This is a genomic window from Luteolibacter luteus, assembly GCF_012913485.1.
Taxonomy (GTDB): domain Bacteria; phylum Verrucomicrobiota; class Verrucomicrobiia; order Verrucomicrobiales; family Akkermansiaceae; genus Haloferula; species Haloferula lutea.
This window is the reverse complement of the sequence record NZ_CP051774.1, coordinates 5436368-5452752: the sequence shown is the minus strand read 5'-3', so window position 1 is coordinate 5452752 and position 16385 is coordinate 5436368. Positions and strand designations below refer to the sequence as shown.

Genomic DNA, 16385 nt, shown 5'->3' with positions numbered 1-16385 from the left:
TCTTCACCGGGTCTCAGGTCTCTTCCTTGCGAAGGCCCGGCGACCATGGCATCTGAGATAGCGTGCGAATCATCGCGGGAACTGCCGGGCGACTGGCCATCAAGGTACCAAAGGCCGTGGCACGGCCGACGACCGATTTTGTCCGTCAGGCGATCTTTTCGATCCTTGGATCAAGGATAGAGGACGCCCATGTGCTTGATCTTTTCGCGGGATCCGGGGCGATCGGCCTTGAAGCTTTGAGCCGCGGGGCTGCCAGCTGCGTTTTCGTGGATGAGCATCGCCAGGCTGAATCGGTGATCCGGGAAAATCTGGAGAAATCGAAGCTTCAGGGAGCACGCGTGGTCCGGGCGGATGTACACGCTTGGTTGTCACGGGATCCGGGCAGCTACGATCTGATTTTTGCGGATCCCCCCTATGCCAAGAATCCGGGCGACAGGGACCACCTGAAAGAACTGCTGTCCAAGCCGGCCTTGGGCGAGCGACTGGCCAAAGGTGGCTATTTCATTGGGGAGTGCTCCGCTTCTTCACGCTCCCCCGAAGCCGATGGCTGGACGCTCGAGGACCGCCGCGAGTACGGGGGCTGTGCCATCCTGCTTTACGCTCCGGCCACGCCTTCCTAGCCTGCACGCGATGCCGTTCCGCCTTGTCCTCGGGCTCTACCGCCTCTTGTTACCGCTGCTGTTCTTGGTCGCTTTGCCGGGTTGGCTGGTAAGAATGGGCCGCCGCGGAGGTTTCGGCAGCGGGCTGCGGGAACGTTTTTCGATCTACAAAAGGCCGGAGGAGGCCGAGCCCTGCGGCGAGGTTCACCTGCATTCGGTGAGCGTGGGCGAAACGATGATCGCGCTGAAGCTGATCCGTGCCTGGAAAATCCGGGAGCCGGGCAAGCGCTTCGTCGTGGCGGTCGGCACCGCCACAGGTCATGCGGTCGCGAAGGAGGCTGCGATCGAGGGCGTGCGCGTGACTTATGCGCCGTTTGATTTTCCAGTCTGCGTCGGACGCTACCTTGGACGCTTCGAGCCTTGCCAGATCGTGCTCGTCGAGGGTGAGGCGTGGCCCCATTTGCTGCTGGAGTGCCAGAAGCGGGGCATCCCGGTGCGTCTGGTGAATGCCCGGCTTTCCCCGCGCTCGGAGCGCCGCTATCGGAAGGTGGCCTCGCTGGTACAGCCGGTCTTCGGCATGCTTGATGCGGTGGCCGCGCAAGAGCCATCGGACATCGCGCGCTGGGAGGCGCTTGGCGTGGCACGCGAAAAGATCACGGTCACCGGCAGCTCGAAGTTCGATCCCGGCGGGGCGGCGATGCCTGCCATGCGTGAAGAATTTTCCGCGATGATCGACCCTTTCGGCAAGGGGCGTCCCGTCATTCTCGCTGCCAGCACGCATGGCAAAGAGGAGGGATGGCTGGGCAATGTCCTGCATAACATTCCTGCGCTCTACGCGGTGGTCCCCCGCCATGCCGAACGACGCGCGGAGGTGCGTGCCGCGCTGGAAGGCGAAGGCTACGAGGTCGTGCTGCGTTCGAACTATCACTCACCTCGTGATCCGCTGAATGCATGCCTGGTGATCGATAGTACCGGTGAGCTCCGCGATTGGACCGCGCATGCGACGATGGTGATCATCGGCAAGAGCATTCTCGGCACGGGAGGACAGAATCCTGCGGAGGCGATCCTTGCGCGCAAGCCGCTGCTCTTCGGACCGCACATGGAGAACTTCGAGCCGCTGGCTTCGTCACTGGTTGCCAGCGGCGGCGCGATCCGTTTCCGCGACCGCTGGGAACTGCTTCACGCGGTAAAGGAACTGCTTTCCGACAAGGCCCGCTACGAACAGATGTGCGATAACGCCGCGAAGGTCCTCGGCGGGCACACAGGAGCGACCGGGAGAATCCTTGATCTCCTGACGGAAGGCTGACGAAGATCCCACCGATGAGCTTGTGGGATATCGTTCAGCACTACCAAATCCAGGAAGCACGCGATGAAGCGCGGGACGCCGCCGAGCGCGCATCCCGGCAGGAGAACAGGGCCGCAACCAGCAATGACCAGATCGAGCGGCTGATGCTCGCGACACAGGCGATGTGGGAACTGGTGCGCGAGCAGACCGGGTTGAGCGATGCACACCTGATTGCCAAGATGGAAGAAATCGATGGTCGCGATGGCCGGCTGGACGAGAAGATCGGCGCGGAAACCATCGATTGCCCGCATTGCGGGAGGAAGACGAATACCCGGAGCGGTGCATGCTTTTATTGCGGCAAACCGGTCAAGGATTCGCACGTTTTCGCCCGCTGAGGGGGCGGGATGAAATGTTAGGCCCGGTTTGGCCGGAAAAGTGGCGCAAAACCGGTCGTGAGAATGTTGTAAGGCGAGTTTGTCATTTCCAGAACGTTCGCTAGTCTCCGCGCCGTGAGCGATCCCTCCGATGAGCTGGCCAAGCGCCTGCTGTCCGCATTCGAACTGGGCCCGTCCTGGGCACGGAATGATGCACCGGCGAAAAAAACTCCCGAATTCCGCGAAGAAGAAGCACCGCGCGAGCGGCGTGATCGAGATCGCGGAGATCGTGGCCGACGTGACTTCGACCGCCGTGATGGTGATCGCAGGGACTCGCGTGGCGGCGGAGGCGGCGGAGGCGGCGGAGGCGGCGGTGGCCGTGGGGATTTTCGCCAACGCGGTGGAGGTGACCGCGACCGTGATCGCGGTGATCGTCGTCATGGTCATGGCGGCGGCCGGGATTTCGGCCCGCGAGAATTGCCACAGCCGGCGGAAGGCGTGCGCGTGACTTTGGTGCCCGCGGCGGAAGCCGTGCATCTCGTCGTGCGTGAGATCCATCACGTCGCCCGTGTTTACTCCCTTTTCGATGTCGCACAGATCCTGCTCGCAGGACGTAACCGCTATCACCTGCAGTTCACGCTTTCCGACAAGGCTCCTTCGCTCTTCGTCTCGAAGAAGGACCAATCGCTGTGGCTGACGAAGGAAGAAGCGGTGGCTCACTTCTGGCAGTCGGAAGCAGCTGCTGAATACTACGAATCGGAGGAAACCGAGACCGAACCCCCAGCTGGAAATTTCCAAGTGGTGGCGCGCTGCGGCATGAGCGGCGAGTGGCTAGGCCCGCCGAATTTCCATTCTTATCAGAGCACACTGCGCCGCATTCACCGCGAGCGTTTCCCGAATCTTCCCTTCGAAGTCTACGCTTCACGCGTGCGAACCGAGCGCGGCGAGGAGGCGGTGAATGCCTGGCTCGACACGATGCGCAAGCGAGTGCGCTGGCGGCCGAAGGGTGGGGATGACAGCGCATGGCGCTTCGACCGCAGCGAGATCGAGCGCGATTTCGCGACGCGCCTGTTCCCTGAAGTCTTCGATGAAGTTCGTAGCGTGGAGATTCCCGGAGACATTCCGGCGAAGAACATGTCGCACGGGCTGCTGGCCTGCGTCCGCATCGCCGGATCGCACGCGCGCAAGCATCCCGCGATCCTGATTCCCGCGATCTGCCGTTTGCTGGAAAGCGAGCATCTCTCCGTCTTCAAGCGCGAGGGCAAGCTCTTCACCGGTCCGGCCCGCCCGCATCCGCTTACCACGGACGCCGTGCTCGCCGAGCGCCCGTCCATCATCGTGAATTGGCTGGAGGCGAATCCGGACAAGAAGCTCGCCGCTCTCTGGGCTGGCGTGCTGCCGGAAGGTCAGACCGAGCCGGGCAACGAATGGTTCGCGGATCTGTTCTGGCTGCTGACGCAAGGCCACGTGCTGCTTTTCGCGGATGATTCGCTGGTGCTCCCGCGCCGCCGTGCTCCGCAAGGCGGCAATGCAGCGACAGCCAAGGACAAAGAGAAAGCTCCGGCTGCCAAGGCTGCAAAAAAGAAGAAGCGCAAAAAGCGGAAGCGGACACGCAAGCCCAAGGTCGCAGTGCCGAGCCATGCGAAATTGATCCGCTCGATCAGCCGCATGTCCCCCACCCGCCTGAAGCAGCTCAAGGGCCCGGCATTGATCTGGAAACGACGCCTTGAGAAGCGCGGCAAGATCAGCTCGCTGGTGCAGGAAGATTAAAAGACGAGGGCGGCCTGAAGGCCGCCCTTGTTGTTTCTGGAGTTGGACGAGGCAGCAAAAAGAAGGCGCCATAGCCATGCTACAGCGCCTCTCTAAATTCGGTTAGATCAACGCGGTGATCACTCGTGATCTGCCAGGTAGCGCTCGGCCTCGAGGGCGGCGGCGCAGCCTTGGCCAGCAGCGGTGACAGCCTGGCGATAGTAGTGGTCGGCGACGTCGCCGGCGGCGAAAAGGCCCTCGGTCTTGGTCGAGGTGCGACCGGGGTTCTGGATGATGTAGCCGTTCTCATCCTTGTCGACGAGGTCTCCGAGGAAGGCGCTGTTCGGCACGTGACCAATCGCGACGAAGACGCACTTCAGCTCAAGCTCGCTCTCCTCACCCGTGACGAGGTTCTGCAGCTTCACGGCACGGACTTCGCCCGCAGCGTCGGTGAGGTATTCGGTGACGGTGGAGTTCCACACCGGCTTGATCTTCGGATTCGCGAGAGCGCGGTCCGCCATGATCTTCGAGGCACGCAATTCATCACGACGATGGATCAGGTAAACCGTGCTGGCGAAGCGGGTCAGGAAGGTGGCCTCTTCCGCAGCGCTATCGCCACCGCCGATCACAGCCACCGGCACATCACGGTAGAAGGCACCATCACAGGTAGCGCAAGAGGTCAGGCCACGGCCGATGAGACTCTTTTCATTCGGCAGGCCGAGATGCTTCGGAGCGGCTCCGGTAGCGATGATCACCGTGTGGGACTCGTGCTCGCCGGAGGAGGTCTTCACCAGGAAGGATCCATCAGCGCGCTTCTCCACGGATTCGACGTTCGCGTATTCGATGCGGGCGCCGAATTTCTCCGCCTGCTTCTGCATGTTCATCATCAGCTCCGGACCCATGATACCTTCCGGGAAGCCCGGGAAGTTCTCCACCTCGGTGGTGGTGGTCAGCTGGCCACCCGGCTGGGTGCCGGTGAGCATGAGCGGATTCAGGTTGGCGCGGCCGGTGTAGATGGCGGCGGTGTAGCCGGCGCAGCCGGTGCCGATGATGATGACGTTTTCCATGTTTACTCTGCGGGAGTCGGGGCGCGGGAGTATTCCGGTCGGAATGCCGCTCCGTCAACCGCAGGCGACGGGGAAATGCCCGGGGAGCTTGGCTAGTGAATCCCCCGAGCCTCCTTTTGCTGTTGGATCCAGACCCGGTCCTCGGCAGAGAGGCGCTTCTCCTGGGTCCGGGCGCGGGTGCCATCCGGCTCCACCAGAATCAACTCGCCATCCTTATAGGCACCCAACTTGGCAAAAATCTTGCGTCCCTTGACGTCGGACCACTCGCGGTAGCCCTTCTTTTCCAAGGAACTACGCCATACCTTCTGATTTTCCGCCGCCACATGAACACCCTGCTTCACCTGGCCGAAAATGAAGTCCTCCTTCCCCCGACGATAGCCGGTGTAGCGTCCGATCACCTCACCGGATGGGGCGACGACCATTAGCGTGGGATAGCCCCGGGCATTGTATTTTTTCTTCAGTTCCCGGGAGTGGATTTTTTTGCGGACCGCATCATCGATGTTCGAGCCCTGATTCTGGTCAACCACCAGACGGACCGTATTTTCCTCCGCCCAGTCTTGGAACTCCGAGGTGGTAAGCAATTGGTCACTGAGTGTCTTGCTGGCGGAGCTATTCAAGCTGTCCGTGAACCAAATCAGCATCGGCTTGCCGGTGCGGCGGGATTCCCGGAGAGACTCGGATTCGCTTCTCCGCCAGCTGTCCTGCTTGGGGCCTTGGGCCATCAGCTCTTGAAGTTCCGGCAATTCGGCGTCCGGATTATCGGGATCGGTGTGAGCCAAATCCGTTTCGGGATTGTAGCCAAGCGCCTTGGCGGCGGCTTCGGCTGCCGCGGCCTGATTTTCACCGCGTTTGATCGGTGTGCCGAATTCGGCTGCATTCGCCGCCAGTGCTCCGGTGGGGATATTGTAAGGATTTTCTCCGGTTTCCGCACTGCTCCCTCCTTTGCCGGCGCAACCGGTAAACAGGAGGCCCGCCACAAGCGCGGGAAGGTGATACTGCCATCTCATGGCGGGACGCTAGAGAGTTCCCGGCGGGGATGCAATCCAACCGGTTTGCCTTGCGAGGTCTTGTGTCAGCGGGAAAATGCATAGCGATGCCCATCAAGCTCTGGACCCTCGCCATCACGCTGATTTTTACCGTCCTCATGGCGCTGCCTTCTTCCGCTGCCGAGCTGCCGGCTCCGGAATTCCTGACCAAGATGGCGGAATTTCCGAAGGAGGAGGCAAGTGCAGGAATCGAGGGCATCGGCGCGAAATTGGCCTACCGGGCAAAGGCACAACCCTTCCTGCTCGTCGCAACCGTCATCTTCATCCTGGCGATCCTGCATACCTTCATCGCAATCCCGATCACCCGGCTGGCCCACAAGGTTCAGCATGAACATGAGAAACGCATCGGAAAGGAGGCTGCCAAGGAGACGGTGAGCTTCAAGGCCACGATCCTTCACTTTCTCGGTGAGGTGGAGGCGATCTTCGGCATCTGGGTGATCGCGCTGCTGGGGGCCATCCTATGGTTCTACGATCTCACGGCGGCGAAATCCTATCTGATGGGGGTCAATTTCACCGAGCCCCTCTTCGTGGTGGTCATCATGGCGCTGGCCTCCACTCGGCCGGTGCTGCGCTTTGCGGAGAACTGCCTCGGTTTCTTCGCCCGCTTCGGAAAAGACTCACCGGCAGCGTGGTGGCTCTCGATCCTCATCGTCGGCCCTTTGCTCGGGTCCTTCATCACGGAGCCGGGCGCCATGACCATTTGCGCGATGCTTCTGGCGAAGAAATTCTACAAACTCCGTCCGAGTGCGAAGTTCGCCTATGCCACGCTAGGTCTGCTCTTCGTGAATATCTCGGTGGGAGGCGTGCTCACCAACTTCGCCGCCCCGCCAGTGCTAATGGTCGCCGCGAAGTGGAAACTGAGCACCACGGAGATGCTGCTGCACTACGGCGACAAGGCAGTGACCGCGATCCTGGCATCAACGGCGCTTTATTATCTCTTCTTCCGGAAGGAACTCGTCGCGATGAGAACACGCGCGGGTGATCATGATGGCGATGGCATCGGAGACCTGAAGGAGAAAGCGCGGCCGATTCCCTTCTTCATCACCCTCGCGCACCTCGGCTTCATGGCATGGACCGTGGCCTTCGCCCACTATCCCCCGCTCTTCATCGGGGGCTTCCTGTTTTTCCTCGCCTTCTCGCAGGCCACCGCCCACCACCAAACGGCAATCCAATTGCGAGGACCCATTCTTGTCGGCTTCTTCCTCGCGGGACTCGTGGTGCACGGAGGCCTGCAAGGCTGGTGGCTGGCCCCGATCATTAGCAGCCTCGGCAAGGGAGCGCTTTTCATCGGCTCGACGATCCTGACCTCTTTCAACGACAATGCGGCGATCACTTTCCTTGCCAGCCAAGTGGAGGGGCTACCCGCGCAACTCAAGTATGCGGTGCTCGCCGGCGCGGTCACCGGCGGCGGCCTCACGGTGATCGCCAACGCGCCGAATCCCGCCGGCCAAGCTTTGCTGGGACGTTTCTTCGGCGAAGGCGTCTCGCCCCTGAAGCTGCTGACCGGCGCGCTGATTCCCACGATCATCGTCGCGCTGTGCATGTTCTACTTTCCGGACAAGGGCATCGACGAAATGTTTGCCCCGGAGAAGGAGCGCGGTTACGTCGCGCCCGGAGAGAGCCATCCGAACCCCTGACAACACCATGTTTACCGGTCTCGTCGAAACCACCGGCCGTGTCCGTTCCCTTGAACGGCTCGGCGCTCAAGCCCGTCTTTCCCTGGAGATCCCTTTCGCGGGGGAACTGGAGATGGGAGAGTCCGTAGCGGTGAACGGCTGCTGCCTGACCGTGGCGGCGATGGATGAGCAGGGCGCGAGCTTCGACCTTCTGGCCCAAACCTTGGCCGTCACTTCGCTGGGAGATCTGGAGAAAGATTCGATCGTGAATCTGGAGCGCGCGCTGCAGGTCGGTGATCGTTTCGGCGGCCACTTCGTCCAAGGCCACGTGGATGCCACGGGCAGCGTGGTCGCGCTGGAGGCACAGGGGCAGGATCACATCTTCGATGTCGCCTTGCCACCGGAGATCGAGCGCTTGTGCATCGACAAGGGCTCACTCTGCGTTGACGGAATCTCGCTGACGATCGCCGAGCTTTCGGAAGGCAAGGCGCGGTTCTGGATCACGCCGCATACTTTTCAGGCGACCCATCTTCCCGCGTTGAAAGCGGGAGCCCGCGTGAACCTGGAGGCGGATTTGCTAGCCAAGCACGTGGCAAAGCTGATGGAAGGCTTCAGTGCGGCACGAGGAGCGTGAAGGGCCACCAAGGCAAGTTCCGCACCACGCCGAAGCCAATCACGACGATCGCAAGGCTCCATGCCACCCATGAAGGGAGCAAGGGCAGAGGCCGAGGCTCGCCTTTCCATTCCCGAAAGACGCCATAGCCGATCCAGATGGTGCCAAGCGCGGCAAGCAACACCACCAGCGGATTCATGGCGATTGCACCGGCGATATCGCCATCCAGCAAGCGGACGGCGCAGCGCGTCCCGCCGCAGCCCGGACATTGAAGCCCGGTGAAGCGGCGGATGACACATGACGGCGAGGCCGTGGACCATCCGGTCCACAAAAAGCGCAGCCCGAGAAACCCCAGCGCCCCGGCTACTGCGAGCCATGTCCAAGGGCGCCGGATTCTTCTCATGAGTTACGGCGCCTGCCGCTTCTGCTGCTCTTTTTCAATCTGCTCCCGCATCTGCTGCTGCATGTCCTTCGGGAACCAGTTGACGATCTTTTCTTGCACCTCGGCCTCGCTCAGACCTTGGAACTGCATGGCCACGACGGCCATGACGATCGCACCTACCAAGCCGAGGTAGCCGGTGATCAGACCGGTGCGGGCCAAGCCCTTGCCGGTGTATCGCTGGGGATTGGCGTTCACCTTCGAGATCGCGATATGGCCAAGCACGATGGCCACGATGGCCAAAGGCAAAGCGATGACCCAGCCGCAACAGAAGATCAGGGCGATGATACCGCAGATCATGGAAGCAATGGCCAAGCCTTGCGAGGGCGGGGCCAGCACCGTGCCAGCAGGAGCGCCCGGCGGAGAGTATGGTTGAGGAGCAGGAGAAGCGGCCGGAACATGGGAAGCAGGAGCGGACGGAATACCGGACACCGGAGGCGCGGCTTCGACGCGTGGTTCCGGTTCGGCGGGCTTCAGCTCGGCGATACTACCTACCGGCATCCAGTCGGCCATGCCCTCCCGCCATGCGAGGTCGGTAGCGGAAACCTCTCCCATGGCGATGCGGGATTTCAGGTCTTCCGTCGGGACAGGGCCCTTCTGGGTGCCATTCGTTGCGTAGTACCAGTTCATGCAGTTCGAGAAGAGTTAGGGATTACCTGTCGCGATGGCGATTCCTAAAAAAATGCCAAATCCCACTGTGATGAGGATCTCCAGATAGCCCAATACGAGCCCGGCAATGGCCATACCCCTGCCTCCCATGGGTAACTGGCTGTTATTGATCTGGGAAAGGGCCATATGGCCGCAGATCACGGCAGGGATTCCCAGAAAGATCGCGAAGTAGCAGGTGCAGATGCCCACGATCCCGCAGACCATGCTGGCGATCGCCAAGCCACTGTTCGGGATCACGGGAATCACCGGATAACCAGGAGCACCCGAAAAGGGGGCATGATAGGGCGCGGGGTAAGCCGCCAATGGCTGGCCCGAAAATTCCGGAACCGCCCGCATGGGAGTCCAGTCCTTCATGCCATCCCGCCATACCAAGGTCTCCGGCACGACGGTTCCGGCGGCAATCAAGGCGCGGATCTCGTGTTCCTCGACAGGACCGGACTGGCCCGCCGCTGATCCGTAGTACCACTGTGGCATGGTTCAGTGAGGATGATTAGGCTTGGCTCGGCATCGGGCGAACGGGATCCGCGTCCGCATCATAGTCGATCCCCTTCAGTCCGAAACCGAAGAGACGATAGAATTCTTTCTGATAGCCTTCGAAGTCGGAGACTTCGTCGATGGTTTCCGTGCTGACCGTCGCCCAGATCTTCTCCACTTCGGCTTGGATCTCCGGGTTCATCTCCCAGTCGTCGATGCGGATACGGCCTTTCTCATCAAGCTTCGGTCCGCCGGGAGCATCGTAGTGATCGGCGAAGAGACGCTGGATCTGCTCGATACAGCCCTCGTGTGTACCCTTCGCCTTCATGAGCTTGTAGAGGATGGAGATATAAAGCGGAACCACCGGGATCGCGGAACTGGCCTGCGTAACCAAGGCCTTGTTCACGGACACCACTGCGGTGCTGGCACCGTAGCTGGCGTTGAGCTCCTTAGCGGTCTCTTCGAGGTGAACCTTGGCACGGCCGATGGTGCCATCGGTATAGATCGCCCAAGTCAATTCCGGCCCGATATAGGAGTAGGCCACGGTCTTGAAGCCATCGGCGAGCACGCCGGCTTCTGAAAGCGCATCGATCCACAGCTTCCAGTCCTCGCCACCCATGACCTTCACCGTCTGGGCAATCTCGTCTTCGTTCGCGGGTTCGATGGTGACCTCGGTGATCTCCTTCTTGTCGGTATTGAGATTCTTGTTGGTGTAGGTCTGGCCGGTCGGCTTGAGCACGGACTTGTAGACCTCGCCGGTGACCGGATCGGTACGGCGCGGGGAAGCAAGGCTGTAGATGACCATGTCCACTTGGCCGAGATCGGCACGGATGGCATCGATCACCTGCTGCTTCACTTCATTGGAGAAGGCATCGCCATTGAAGCTCTTTGCGTAGAGTCCTTCTTTCGTTGCGGCTTCTTCGAAGGCCACGGAGTTGTACCAACCGGCTGAGGCGGTCTTCTTCTCTTCACCTTCCTTTTCGAAGAACACGCCGATGGTGGCGGCACCGGCACCGAAGGCCGGGACGATGCGGGAGGCGAGGCCATAGCCAGTGGAGGAACCAATCACGAGGACCTTCTTCGGCCCGTGGGCCAGCGCGGGTTTCGACTTCACATAGTCGATCTGCTCCTGAACGTGCGCGGCGCAGCCATCGGGATGGGCGGTCGTGCAGATGAATCCACGGATCTTAGGCGAAATGATCATATCGGCCCGGCTTTTCTGACGGCTTTCGCGGCGGAGGGCAAGCACAGGGGTAAATCCTTCATCATCAATCCCCCGATCATTGATCGAGGTTGCACTTCGCAGGAAAAAGGCAACCCTAGGATTTCCCGGGAGATGATTGGTCATTCACCTCGCTCCCACTCGCCCGGATCCATCCCGTAGAACTTCACGAGCTCGGCATAGATCTCGGGCTCCTCGCGCTTCAGGCCCTTTGCCCTTTCGAAGAAGGTCTCCGTGGCGACGGCGAAGAATTCCGCAGGGCTTTCCGCGCCGTAATCATCCAGTACACTCCGTTTTCCGGCGTTCACCCGCTCGCAGAACTCATCGTAGGCAGGAAGGAAGGCCTCGGACCACTTGCCGTAATCGGTGAGCTCTTCAAACTCCGGGACGCCATCCGCGGCTCCGTCCTCTTGATCGATCTGGTGCGCGAATTCGTGCAGCACCACATTGAGGCCGTCCTCCGGATTGAGGTCGCCCTGCTTCACGGTCTGCCAAGAAAGCACCACGCTGCCGGTGCCCCAGGATTCGCCGAGGCGGATGTCCTCGATACCCCACTCGTCTTTCACCGAGAAAGCATCCGGATAGACGAGGATACTACGAAGCCTATCGTAGTAATCCTGCGGGCGGCGCGCGATGAGCAGGCAAGCAGGGGCCGCGATCGCGAGACGCATTTCCTCGGTGACCTCCGCCAAGCCGCCACAAGGCTCGAAGCTTTTCTCCGCGAGGAAGACCTGCATCCAGCGCTCCGCATCTTCGCGAATATCCTCGGGAACCTTTTCCCAAAGCGGGAAATTCGCGATCACCAAGGCGCGCTGGCTTTCATCCAGACGATTCTCGCGAAGCTTTGAGCGCAGCTTCTCCGCCCGCCGGGAATGCCAGAAGACGAAAGCTCCCACGCAGACCAGACCACCGATCAGGATCAGCAGCCCGGTCATGGCCGCAGCCCGATTCGACGAATAAGGAAGTAGACGAGCCCAGCCCCCCCGCCGAGACCTGCGATCAGGAAGAGCCAGAACCAGACTCGGGACAGGCCGCCATTCATGCTGCCCACCGCTCCAAAGATGAAGATGGGAAACGCGGCAATCATCAGGAAGACGAGCATCGTGGCGACGCGGGTCAACTTGTCGATCGACTGCTGCTGCTTTTCGACGAGCTCGACCTGTTGGAATTCGAGGGCGAGGCGGGCATCCTGATTCGCCTGATCCGCAGCGCGCTCGACCTCGCGGGCGCGATCGCGATAGGAGCGGAGCTCGCGGTTGTCCTCATCGTTCGAGAGAGTTTGATCGATGGCGGTGGCGAGATTCTTCGCGGCGCGGGCGAGAGGTCCGGCAGAACGGGCCAACTTGAAAACCGCCGCAGCGGAGGTGGTTTGGTCGAGAAGGGTCTGCTGCTCGGTGATGACGCGGGTGTAGCGGTCGAGCAATTCCCCGAGCTTGCGGAAGCCCTTGGTACCGGAAAAGTCCACCCAGACTTCATCCTGCCGGCGCCAGAAGACCAATGCGTCCCGGCTGGGGGTGCCGCCCCGCGGGACATCGTGGGTGATCAGCAGCAGTTCGTCCCGCCCGACCACGCAGCGCTGGTTGCCGGGATGGTTGCTGAGCTGATCGAGCAACTCACGCTCAAGTTCGAAGGGCGCGGGGAGGTAAGGAAAGTCGGGAGACTTCGACATCGCGGCCCCATTTCAGGGCGGGATTCGGAAATCTCAAAGCCAAATTCAGCGACGGTTCCAGGACACCAGTTCCCCGTAGCGAACGCCGCTGCCGCCAAAGATATCCAGCGCGGAGCCAACGGTGACGTCCACGGTGCCGCCGGAGAGGACCTGGACCTTTTCCACATCGGCCATGGAGGCCGCGCCCCCGGCATAGGTCATGGGGCGACCGCCCCATGCGCCGAGCATGGAAACCAGCTCGCCATCGATTCCTCCGCAGAGGCCTTCGACATCGGCAGCGTGGATCAAAAATTCGTCACACCAAGGGGCGAGACGATCGAGCGTGGCCGACGTGACGTCCAGATCGGTGAGGGTTTGCCAGCGGTCCATGGCCACGGTCCAGCCTTGGGCGGTGCGGCGGCACGAAAGATCGATCACCAGGCGGGAAGCGCCGATCTTTTCAACCAACTCCTTCACGCGGTCTTCGGAAAAACGTCCGTCTTCAAAAAGCCAGGAGGTCACGATCACGTGAGAGGCACCGGCATCGAGCCACTCCCGGGCATTTCCCGAGTGGATCCCGCCGCCGATCTGCAGGCCGCCGGGCCATGCGGCGAGGGCTTCCCTGGCCGCTTCGTCATTGCCGGGGCCTAGTTTGATCACATGCCCGCCCGTCAATTGGTCGCCGCGGAACATCCCCGCGAACTCCCCTGCCCCGGCCGAGGCCACGAAATTTTCCCGCGGACCCGGGCCGTCATCGCGCAAGGTGCCGCCGACGATCTGCTTTACCTTTCCTTGGTGGAGGTCGATGCACGGGCGGAACTGAGTCATGAGCGGGAGAGCCTCCGCGCTGCCAGCGGTCCGTCAAGCATCAGAAAGGCATCAAAAGGACTACAAGACCCCGCTCTGGGCTGCGGCATGCCCGCGCTTTTCGTTCACCAGAAAGGTGAGGATCAGGCCGACGATGAGGAAGCCGGCCAGGAGCACGAGGGCCTGCGGAGTGCCCAGCTTGTCGCGGGCATAGGCGAAGGGGAAGGTCATGATCGCCGCCAGCTTGAACATCATCCCCCAGAGGCCGAAGACCTCCGCCGCGCGATCCGGCGGTGCGAGGTAGCCGACAAAGGCGCGGTTCGCGGAACCGAGGGAGCCCAGACCGAAGCCAAGAAGATTCCCGATGACCCACAGCGGCCATTTGATGAAGCCCTCCGGGTCACCGCCGGCCGCCACAAAGACCTCATGGCGGTAGGCGTAGAATGCGAAGCTGACCGCCGCGAGGATCCAGACGACCAGTAGTACGACGGTGGAACGCCGGTGACCCACGCGGTCCTGGAACAGCATGGGGATGATGGTGCCGATGATTCCTGAAACCGTGATCACCGCGAGGAAGATCACCCGCTCCACGTCCTTGAAGCCGTATTCCTTCGCGAGATTGCTGGCGAAGAAGACCACCACGCTCATGCCGGTGCCGTAGAAGAGCGAGGCGAGCAGGAGCGTGGCCAGATCGCGGTAGCCTTTGAGATGGCGGAGGGTCTCGCCGAGGCGGACAAAGCCGACGGTGAGCAGGTTCTTGCCCGGGTGTTCGGGGCGGTTCAGCTCCGGCTCTTTCAACCAGAGCATCACCGGGATCATGAAGGCGAGGAACCAGACGCCAGCGAAGACAAAGAAAGGACGAGGCTGATCTTTCAGGCCGAAGCCGACGATCGCTGCCGCGGTGACACAGAGCAGGAACAAGGCGGCCGCGTAGGCGCAGCCCCAGGAAAAGCCGCTGACCCTGCCGACCTGATCCTGCCGCGCGAGGCTGGGCAGGAAGCTAGCGAGGAAGTTCTCCCCCACGGAGAAGGCGAAGTTCGCCGGGATGTAGAGCAGCATGGCCAGCCAAACCTGGCCGGGCTGAATGAGGGCGAGCAGGCAGGTGAAAATGGCGCAGATGAAGCCGGTGACGATCAGGCCTTCCTTTTTCCAGGCCCGTTCGTCCGCCGCCGCGCCGGCGATCGGGGATGCCAGAGCTGCCAGCAGCATGCTGGCGCCGAAGGTGATCGACCAGAGCTGGTTCTCATTCCCCTTCGAGGTCACCACCACATCGGTGAAGAAGACGGAGAAGAGCAGCGTGTTCACAATCAGGGTGAACGACTGGTTTGCCACGTCATACGAGATCCAGCTCCACAATTGCTTCTGCTGCGGCAGCCCCTTGAGCGGATACAAATTCATGTGAATGCGGCCTAACGGCCCGGCCATGCTCGCTGGATCTGGCCTGATTGCAATGTCGGGCTGCGCGGGATCCGGTCGGGGCCGCTTCAAACCCTCTGAACCGATTTCCACCGCAACCGGCGGCGAATCCGGCGGTTTCCTTGGCCCGGTTGACCTTGCAAAGGAGGCTCGGAAAAAACTTCGTGCCCGCGGGCACTGAACACGCCACTTTGCCATCAATCCAATGCGCCCGATGAAGCGATTTCTCGTCGTCCTCGCCCTGCTGCCTGCGTGCCAGAAGGAAAAGGACAAGGACCAGAGCCCTGCCGCTGCAGCCAATCCCTCTGCCCCGGCCCAAGAGGCTGGTTTGGAAAAACAAGACGGGATGGTGAAGTTGAAGGGCGGCTCCTACACGATGGGCCACGACGGTGCCTTCCAGACACCATTCGGGCCCAAGGAATTTCCGGAGGAAGGCCCTTCCCACAAGGTGACGGTGAAGCCTTTCTGGATCGACGAGACGGAGGTCACGAACGCCCAGTTCGCCGCCTTCGTAAAGGCCACGAACTACGTGACCTTCGCCCAACGCGAGGTGAAGCCGGAGGATTTCCCCGAAGAAGCCCGCGCCAATTTGCCGCCGGGCGGCTTTGCGAACGGCTCGATCGTTTTCCGCGAGGATGCCCACATCGAAGGCAATCCCAATATTCCCGGCCGCTCGATCGAGTGGTGGCGATGGGACCCGAAGGCAAACTGGCAGCACCCCACCGGCGAAGGCAGCTCGATCGAAGGCAAGGAGAACTACCCCGTGGTCTGCGTGACCTATGAGGATGCCAGCGCCTATGCCAAGTGGGCGGACAAGCGCCTGCCAACCGAGGCCGAATGGGAATTCGCCGCGCGCGGCGGGCTGGAAGGCAAGATCTACTGCTGGGGCGACGAACTGAAGCCAGGCGACAAGTGGATGGCGAACACTTGGCAAGGCGAGTTTCCCAACAAGAACACCGGCGACGACGGCTTCACCGGAGCCGCTCCGGCACGTTCCTTTCCGCCAAATGCCTATGGCCTCTATGACATGGCCGGGAACGTGTGGGAAATATGCAACGATCTCTACGATCCGAATTACTTCACCGAGTGCGATCCGGATAATCCCCAAGGCCCCGCGCAATGGGTAAACCGAGACACCGGCCAGAAGAATGACGGCAAGGTCCACCGCGTGACGAAGGGCGGCTCTTTCCTCTGCCACGTGTCCTACTGCATGCGCTACCGCCCGGCGGCGCGGCACTCGCAGGATAGCGAGTCCCCGACCAATCACACCGGCTTCCGCTGCGTGCGCGATTGAGACATCGGTGGAATTCCTTTGTCATGGCTGATAGCCTCGCGGGTGCCCCTTGCGTTTAGGGACAACC

At 61.5% G+C, this 16385-nt stretch carries 18 protein-coding genes; 8 read left to right on the top strand and 10 right to left on the bottom strand.

Annotated elements, in window-relative coordinates; translation table 11 throughout:
• Positions 1–62: 62 nt before the first annotated feature.
• From rsmD to HHL09_RS22565, 5 genes are all read left to right on the top strand, one after another.
• Entirely contained in the window at positions 63–620 is a 558-nt protein-coding gene (rsmD, locus tag HHL09_RS22585; RefSeq protein WP_169456938.1) for a 16S rRNA (guanine(966)-N(2))-methyltransferase RsmD, read from the top strand.
• Between the two features lie 10 nt (positions 621–630).
• Positions 631–1905, top strand: a complete 1275-nt coding sequence (locus HHL09_RS22580; RefSeq protein WP_169456937.1) for a 3-deoxy-D-manno-octulosonic acid transferase — start codon at positions 631–633, stop codon at positions 1903–1905.
• Positions 1906–1919: 14 nt separating this feature from the next.
• Positions 1920–2279, top strand: coding sequence for a hypothetical protein (locus HHL09_RS22575; RefSeq protein ID WP_169456936.1), 360 nt, complete (start codon positions 1920–1922; stop codon positions 2277–2279).
• Between the two features lie 187 nt (positions 2280–2466).
• The gene (locus tag HHL09_RS22570; RefSeq protein ID WP_169456935.1) at positions 2467–2766 is read left to right on the top strand and encodes a hypothetical protein; all 300 of its coding nucleotides are present in this window, start codon (positions 2467–2469) and stop codon (positions 2764–2766) included.
• Entirely contained in the window at positions 2736–4028 is a 1293-nt protein-coding gene (locus HHL09_RS22565; protein WP_169456934.1) for a hypothetical protein, read from the top strand. The genes HHL09_RS22570 and HHL09_RS22565 overlap by 31 nt, the downstream gene beginning before the upstream one ends.
• Positions 4029–4147: 119 nt before the next feature.
• Here the strand turns inward: HHL09_RS22565 and trxB are convergent, their stop codons facing one another.
• Together trxB and HHL09_RS22555 are read right to left on the bottom strand one after the other, a co-directional pair.
• Positions 4148–5074, bottom strand: coding sequence for a thioredoxin-disulfide reductase (gene trxB / locus HHL09_RS22560; protein WP_169456933.1), 927 nt, complete (start codon positions 5072–5074; stop codon positions 4148–4150).
• 92 nt (positions 5075–5166) lie between these two features.
• Entirely contained in the window at positions 5167–6081 is a 915-nt protein-coding gene (locus HHL09_RS22555) for a thioredoxin fold domain-containing protein (protein WP_169456932.1), read from the bottom strand.
• An 86-nt stretch (positions 6082–6167) separates the two neighbouring features.
• Here HHL09_RS22555 and HHL09_RS22550 point away from each other — a divergent pair, with 86 nt between their 5' ends.
• Both HHL09_RS22550 and HHL09_RS22545 read left to right on the top strand, forming a co-directional pair.
• Positions 6168–7757, top strand: coding sequence for a putative Na+/H+ antiporter (locus HHL09_RS22550; RefSeq protein ID WP_205760915.1), 1590 nt, complete (start codon positions 6168–6170; stop codon positions 7755–7757).
• Between the two features lie 7 nt (positions 7758–7764).
• The gene (locus HHL09_RS22545) at positions 7765–8370 is read left to right on the top strand and encodes a riboflavin synthase (protein WP_169456931.1); all 606 of its coding nucleotides are present in this window, start codon (positions 7765–7767) and stop codon (positions 8368–8370) included.
• Here HHL09_RS22545 and HHL09_RS22540 read toward each other — a convergent pair.
• From HHL09_RS22540 to HHL09_RS22505, 8 genes are all read right to left on the bottom strand, one after another.
• Positions 8348–8752 carry a DUF2752 domain-containing protein gene (locus tag HHL09_RS22540; protein ID WP_169456930.1) on the bottom strand — a complete coding sequence of 135 codons (405 nt, stop codon included), beginning with the start codon at positions 8750–8752 and terminating at the stop codon, positions 8348–8350. The genes HHL09_RS22545 and HHL09_RS22540 overlap by 23 nt on opposite strands.
• Before the next feature lie 3 nt (positions 8753–8755).
• Positions 8756–9418 carry a GYF domain-containing protein gene (locus HHL09_RS22535; RefSeq protein ID WP_169456929.1) on the bottom strand — a complete coding sequence of 221 codons (663 nt, stop codon included), beginning with the start codon at positions 9416–9418 and terminating at the stop codon, positions 8756–8758.
• 15 nt (positions 9419–9433) lie between these two features.
• Positions 9434–9931 carry a DUF4190 domain-containing protein gene (locus HHL09_RS22530; protein WP_169456928.1) on the bottom strand — a complete coding sequence of 166 codons (498 nt, stop codon included), beginning with the start codon at positions 9929–9931 and terminating at the stop codon, positions 9434–9436.
• Positions 9932–9947: 16 nt separating this feature from the next.
• Positions 9948–11135, bottom strand: coding sequence for an enoyl-ACP reductase FabV (gene fabV, locus HHL09_RS22525; protein WP_169456927.1), 1188 nt, complete (start codon positions 11133–11135; stop codon positions 9948–9950).
• A 140-nt stretch (positions 11136–11275) separates the two neighbouring features.
• The gene (locus HHL09_RS22520; RefSeq protein WP_169456926.1) at positions 11276–12088 is read right to left on the bottom strand and encodes a M90 family metallopeptidase; all 813 of its coding nucleotides are present in this window, start codon (positions 12086–12088) and stop codon (positions 11276–11278) included.
• On the bottom strand, positions 12085–12822 hold the full coding sequence (locus tag HHL09_RS22515; protein ID WP_169456925.1) for a hypothetical protein: 738 nt from the start codon (positions 12820–12822) through the stop codon (positions 12085–12087). Before HHL09_RS22515 ends, HHL09_RS22520 begins: the two co-directional genes overlap by 4 nt.
• 45 nt (positions 12823–12867) lie before the next feature.
• Entirely contained in the window at positions 12868–13629 is a 762-nt protein-coding gene (gene hisA, locus HHL09_RS22510; protein ID WP_169456924.1) for a phosphoribosylformimino-5-aminoimidazole carboxamide ribotide isomerase, read from the bottom strand.
• Between the two features lie 60 nt (positions 13630–13689).
• Positions 13690–15006 carry an MFS transporter gene (locus tag HHL09_RS22505; protein ID WP_169456923.1) on the bottom strand — a complete coding sequence of 439 codons (1317 nt, stop codon included), beginning with the start codon at positions 15004–15006 and terminating at the stop codon, positions 13690–13692.
• Between the two features lie 232 nt (positions 15007–15238).
• Between HHL09_RS22505 and HHL09_RS22500 the strand changes: the two genes are divergently transcribed.
• Positions 15239–16318: a formylglycine-generating enzyme family protein gene (locus tag HHL09_RS22500; protein WP_240963687.1), complete on the top strand. Its 1080-nt coding sequence runs from the start codon at positions 15239–15241 to the stop codon at positions 16316–16318.
• Positions 16319–16385: the final 67 nt, after the last annotated feature.